The organism is Achromobacter sp., assembly GCF_057314935.1.
In genome coordinates this window covers 11901-13874 of sequence record NZ_DBHKZA010000069.1, presented here as the reverse complement: position 1 = coordinate 13874, position 1974 = coordinate 11901, and the positions used below count along the sequence as shown (strand labels likewise).

At 68.3% G+C, this 1974-nt stretch carries 3 protein-coding genes; 2 read left to right on the top strand and 1 reads right to left on the bottom strand.

Annotated elements, in window-relative coordinates; translation table 11 throughout:
• The coding region (locus tag ACO6D5_RS22480; protein ID WP_485826596.1) for a tripartite tricarboxylate transporter substrate-binding protein at positions 1 to 504 on the top strand (504 nt) is incomplete at its 5' end.
• A gap of 12 nt (positions 505 to 516) precedes the next feature.
• Here ACO6D5_RS22480 and ACO6D5_RS22475 read toward each other — a convergent pair.
• Complete coding sequence (locus ACO6D5_RS22475; RefSeq protein WP_485826595.1) at positions 517 to 1455, bottom strand: LysR family transcriptional regulator; 939 nt, start codon at positions 1453 to 1455, stop codon at positions 517 to 519.
• A gap of 199 nt (positions 1456 to 1654) precedes the next feature.
• Here ACO6D5_RS22475 and ACO6D5_RS22470 point away from each other — a divergent pair.
• A partial coding sequence (locus ACO6D5_RS22470) for an MFS transporter (RefSeq protein WP_485826594.1) occupies positions 1655 to 1974 on the top strand: 320 nt, incomplete at its 3' end.

Sequence of the window (1974 nt, the reverse complement as noted above, 5' to 3'; positions counted from 1 at the left end):
TCGTCCAGCAACGGCACCCCCGGCCACCTGGCCGGCGAAGTGTTCAAGGCGGCCGCGAAGCTGGACGCCACGCACATCCCGTACAAGGGCAGCGCGCCGGCACTGACCGATGTGATCGGCGGCCAGGTCACCTATATGCTGGATTCGATGCCGTCCTCGATCAGCCTGGTCAAGGGGGGCAAGCTGCGCGCGCTGGCGGTCACGTCCGACACGCGCGTGGCGGCGCTGCCGGACGTGCCCACCTTCGCCGAACTGGGCTATCCCACCGTCAACCTCACCACCTGGTACGGCATGTGGGCGCCGGCGCAAACGCCGACGGCGTTGGTGGCCAGCCTGTACCAGGCCGTCAACGACGTGCTGCGGCAACCCGACGTACGCGCGCGCCTGACCGACGCGCAAGCCATGCCGGTGGGGGACACGCCGGAACACTTCGACGCCTATTGCCGCACGGAGGCGAAGCGCTATGCCGACATCGTGCAGCTGGCTGGAATCCGGCTGCAATAAGCGATGCGGCAGCTAGGCCCCGCCGCGGCGCGCGCGCGCAGGCGCGACGACTTGCACCCAGTCGCTGCGCAGCTGCGCCAGAAAACCGCTGGCGCTGGGGGTCAGGCCCCGCTCCTTGAGAAACACCACGCCGATGGCCTGGCTTAGCGCGGGCTTGACCAGCGGCCGCGCCACCAGGTCCGCGCTCAGCGCAGCGGGCACGGCCCCGCCCGGCACGATGGCGATGCCCACGCCGGCCCAGACGCATTGCATGACGGTGGCGAACTGGCTCACGGTGACCGCGTGCCGCAGCGGCACGGCCGCGATCGACGCGTAGCTGTCGATCAGGCGGCGCGTCTGCGCCTCGCGGGGCAGCGACACCAGCGCGTACGGCGCCAGCTGCTCCAACGTCACGCCGGTTTCCGCGGACAGCGGATGGTGACGCGGCATCACCACATGAAAGGCTTCGCGGCCCAACGACACCACCGAGAATTCGTCGGGCACCTCGTCGATGTACGTGATGCCCATGTCGGCCACGCCGCTACGCACATCGTCCAGCACCGTGCCATGCACGCCTTCGCGGATCTGCAGTTCGATGCGGGGCCGCGATTCGCGGTAGCGCGCGACGATGCCCGGCAGTTGCGTGTACGCCACCGACATCACCGCCGACACGATGCTGCGACCGCGCTGCTCGTCGGAGATCTCTCGCATGTTCTCGAACGCAATGCGCAGGTCGGCCAGCACGCGGTTGGCCAGCGACACGAACTCCAGGCCCGCCGCCGTGGTCTCGACCCGGCGCGTGGAACGATGGAACAGTTCAACGCCGACGGCCTTTTCCACCCGCTGCACCGTGCGGGTCAGCGCAGGCTGGGAGATGTTCAACGTCAGCGCGGCGGCGACGAAGCTGCCGCACTCCGCAACCATGCAGATGGCCTGGAGTTCGCGCGAGCTCAGGTCGGGAAGCGTGACCATCGATGGATGCCTTTGTCGTGGGTGACTGATGCGCCAGACGGAATTATAGGTAGCGCAGCGCTGCATCCAGCATAAGTTCATAACCGGATGCGCGGCATTGCCGGCAGGCTGAACGATTCTTAGCTTCCCGTCAGCCAATTGTCCCTAGAATGCAGCTTCCGGTGCGCCTCGCGCCAGCCCCGCATCCCCGCACGCCCTCATGCCCGCCCCCGACTCCCCCAGTCCGCTTTCCCGTCCCCCATTCCTGCACTTCCTGTTCGCGCGCGTCAGCGCGTCGCTGGCCTTCCAGATCGTCTCGGTCGCCGTCGGCTGGCAGATCTATGCGCTGTCCGGCAGCGCGATCGACCTGGGGCTGATCGGCCTGGCGCAGTTCCTGCCCATGGCCGCGCTGACGCTGGTGGTGGGTCACGTGGCCGACCGCTACGACCGCCGCAAGATCGTCGCCCTCTGCATGGCGCTGGAAACCCTGGCCACGCTGGTGCTGGCCATCGCGGCCTTGCACGGCGTGGGCGGCAAGAC